Here is a 3452-nt window from a genome sequence, read left to right on the forward strand (position 1 = left end):
GCGCCCCCGCAGGCCGCGCCGCCCGATGCGGCGCCCCCGCCGGCGGCCGTCCCCGCGCCCCCGCCCGCGGCCGGCGGAGGGTTCCCGGACCTGCCCCTGACGCCCTACTACCGGGTCGTGCCGATGAACGAGGCGCGCACGATCGGCTTCTTCACGGCGCTGTTCCCGGATTGCTCGCCCCAGGGACCGACCGTCGCGCGCCTCCTGACGAAGCCCCGGCACGGCAGCGTGACCTTCACGACCGACGCCTCCTTCCCGCGCTACGGCGCGGCCTCGCCCCTCGTCGCCTGCAACGCCAGGAAGGTGCAGGGCGTGAGGATGACCTTCGAGGCCGAGGAGGGCTACGAGGGCCTGGACGCCTTCCGGGTGCTGGTGATCTATCCCGACGGCTCCGCCTCCAGCCTCGACGTGCGGGTCTCGATCCGCTAGGGCCAGACCCCGATCGGCTCGACCATGCGGGGGGCTGCTTGCGGCCCTACTCGGGCCTTCAGTGCGTCTGCTTGTCAGCAATGCAGTCAGCCTCAAATGGCCGGGTCTGACTGGAAGCGGACGTGCGGCTTTCGGGAGGCCTGATCGCAAAAGCGGACCTATCGTTCTAGCTCACGCGGCTTCGTCGAGGTTGTGCGTAATCTTTTCAAGGTCATTGATGAGCTGAGCGACATCGTTGGCCGGTACAACCGTCCTGAAACTGCCGTGAACAACAGCGTTTCTCAGGTTCGTCAGCTCCCGAAGTCTCCGGGCATCAATCTCTTTCAGATACCCCGTCTCTGCTAGCGCCTGAACAGCCTGAACTGGGGACAAAGGTCGCGCCCTGTTCCTCTCCCCCTGGGGAGTGACCAACCGAGCAATCGCTTCTAGGAGCGACCATGCAATCACCAGTGCCGCTCGCTCGTGACCGCTTTCGAGCAAAACCCGAGCCTCCGCGATGCCAGACGCTAGCTCATTTGCCGTTGGAGCGGATAAGTCCGGCCTGACTTCGACGGGCGGTGATACGTAGAAAACTTTGAACCCCCAGCCCTTCTGGGCTTTGACCAAGTCTGCTATTTTGGCCAGACTCTCTCTTTTCGCTTCGTGTTGGCGCGCCTTGATTTCTATTACGACCCCGCCATCTGGACCAATACCCAGCGCATCAGGATTATAATCTTTGAGAAACTCAGGAAGTATTTGCGGCGAAGGTTGGATGTAGAACTTCCAGCCCCGCTTTTCGGCGTCCTTCTGCAAACGTTCCATAAGGCCGTCGATCCGGGCGACAAATTCCTCTGACTCGGAAGATTGATAGGTCATGTCGCTTTCCTCCAACTCAGATCATCGTCAATTCTGATGTATACGACCGGGGGTTCCACCCCAATCGCCTCCTCTAGTTTTTCAGTAATTGAACTAAATTCAGCAATTATGCCTGGTTCAATCTTTTGCACTATGACGCGCTCAATCACTCGATCATTTAGATAAACAACTTCCAACATGCCGTCCAGGATAAGTCTGACGATGTTATCAACATCTCCTTCCATAGGAGCAGGTGTAAAATATATTATTTTTGCGGCAAGCGGCCTGTCGTCGAGCAAAGTAAATTCGCGTTGCGTCGATGCAACTCTTTGACGCCTGCCGCACCAATAGCTTCCATTCCTCTTTCGCTCTCGCGTTTTTGGACTGGAGCGAACGAGGGGTCTCCTGGATCAGGAACTCAATCGGAAACGGCAGCACGAACTCATTATCGATCTCGTAGCCCATCGCCGCCCGCTGTCGCCTATCAAGGGGCATCACTAGCATTTCAGCGATCTTGGGTCACGAATGCCTTCCTCTCGCTTGCGGTCATTCGGGCTGTCCGGCTGAACAGCCGAGAGGAGCGCGAAGCCGAATGACCACTTTTGGGCGTTGAGCCAACTACCGCTCCCTGCCCTTGGCAGCCCTTCACACAATCGAGCCGGTCGTGTTTGGACTTTCAGGCCGCCGGGCCGGGTCTTGAGCGCGCACGTCTTGAGCGCACACGCCTTGATCTCGCAAGTCTTGATCTCACAAATCTTGGATCCGCACGTCCTCGGCGTGCGGGATCTTCGTCCCGGCGGTCCGCGCCCCAGGACGCCCCCGGCCGCCCGGGGGCTCGGCCGGGCGGAATCGTCCGGCGCCGTGGCGCCCGGCTGTCCGGCGCCGTGGCGCCGGACCGCGCCCCTATCCCGTCCGGGCGAGCAGGTCGGCCGCGAAGTCCGGCACCGCGCGGGTGGCGGGGCCGTAGGTCGCGGCGTCGAAGGCGTCGGCCGTGTCGGAGGGCGCGAGGTTGATCTCGTGGGTGCGGATGCCGGCGGCCCTGGCCTGGGCCGCGAAGCCCGCCGCCGGGTAGACCGCCCCGGAGGTGCCGATGGCGACGAAGAGGTCCGCGGACAGGAGCGCCGCCTCGATCGCCGCGAGATGCAGCGGCCTCTCGCCGAACCAGACCACGTCCGGCCGCATCCCGCCCCGGCGCCCGCAATCCGGGCAGGGTGTCGCGACCGCGAGGTCCTCCGCCCAGGGCCGTCCCGCGCCGCAGGCGGTGCAGCGCGCCCGCAGGAGCTCGCCGTGCATGTGGGTCACCGCCCGGGCGCCGCCGCGCTCGTGCAGGTCGTCGACGTTCTGGGTGCACAGGAAGAGGCCGCCGCCCCGGGCCGCGAGCCCGCGCTCGAGGTCGGCGAGGGCCGCGTGGGCGGCGTTGGGCGAGGCCTCCCGCACGCCCCGCCGGCGCAGGTTGTAGAAGGCGTGCACCGCCTCGGGGGTGCGGGCGAAGGCCTCCGGCGTGGCGAGGCGGGCCGGATCGAACCGGCTCCACATCCCGCCCCGGTCCCGGAAGGTGCCGAGCCCGCTCTCGGCCGAGATCCCGGCCCCGGTCAGCACGAACACGTTCATGCGCCGGCCGCCCCGGGGCGCCGGCTCGACTCGCGCGCTCCCGCCGCGAGACTGTCCAATGCTGTCCTGAACATGGTCGGCGCGGCCGATGACCATCCGGATGCGGACATCCTCACCTCCGTTGAGACTTTATCAATGCTTGCCATGGACAATCCCTGACACCCATCCTAAGTGAGGATCGAGGCCGCGCGCATGACCGCGCGCCGAGAATCCGAACAGATCGCTTCAGGACATTCAATGACGCGCCATCGCGCGAGACCGTCATTCACGGTCGAGATCAAGCGCAACCGCTCGACGCCGCTCACCCCCCTGGCCGACAGCGAGGATCCGTCGAGAGAGCCCCCGCGCCGGCCCGCCGCGCGCGGCCTCTGGGAGGGGACGGGCCTCTTCGAGGAGGCGGCGGCCGCGACCCAGTCCGGCCGCTTCGATCCCCCGGCCCCCGCCGCCGCCCCCGAGCCGGCGCCCGCCCCCCGGGCCGCCGCCGCCGCCGCGCCGGCCAAGCGCATCCTTCCGAGCCTGATCGCCCCGCCCGAGCCGCCCGCGCCGGAGCCGGTCGAGCCCGAGCCCGACCTGCGCCC

At 66.0% G+C, this 3452-nt stretch carries 4 protein-coding genes and 1 pseudogene; 2 read left to right on the top strand and 3 right to left on the bottom strand.

Annotated features, from left to right (window positions below; all coding sequences use genetic code 11):
- On the top strand, window positions 1-429 hold a 429-nt coding region (locus tag DT057_RS35820), incomplete at its 5' end, for a hypothetical protein (protein ID WP_162501606.1).
- A gap of 171 nt (window positions 430-600) precedes the next feature.
- On the opposite strand, the gene DT057_RS34340 is transcribed toward DT057_RS35820, so the two are convergent.
- The 3 genes from DT057_RS34340 to DT057_RS34350 form a co-directional block, all read right to left on the bottom strand.
- On the bottom strand, window positions 601-1284 hold the full coding sequence (locus DT057_RS34340) for a hypothetical protein (RefSeq protein WP_128566477.1): 684 nt from the start codon (window positions 1282-1284) through the stop codon (window positions 601-603).
- Window positions 1281-1562, bottom strand: a complete 282-nt coding sequence (locus DT057_RS34345; RefSeq protein WP_128566478.1) for a RusA family crossover junction endodeoxyribonuclease — start codon at window positions 1560-1562, stop codon at window positions 1281-1283. Before DT057_RS34345 ends, DT057_RS34340 begins: the two co-directional genes overlap by 4 nt.
- Window positions 1563-2166: 604 nt before the next feature.
- Window positions 2167-2874, bottom strand: a complete 708-nt coding sequence (locus DT057_RS34350; RefSeq protein WP_128566479.1) for an NAD-dependent deacylase — start codon at window positions 2872-2874, stop codon at window positions 2167-2169.
- Window positions 2875-3111: 237 nt separating this feature from the next.
- On the opposite strand from DT057_RS34350, the pseudogene DT057_RS35825 reads away from it, so the two are divergent.
- Window positions 3112-3452: pseudogene (locus DT057_RS35825) on the top strand (hypothetical protein); the annotation flags it as partial.

Origin of the sequence: Methylobacterium crusticola, from assembly GCF_003574465.1 — a bacterium.
Classification (GTDB): Bacteria; Pseudomonadota; Alphaproteobacteria; order Rhizobiales; family Beijerinckiaceae; genus Methylobacterium; species Methylobacterium crusticola.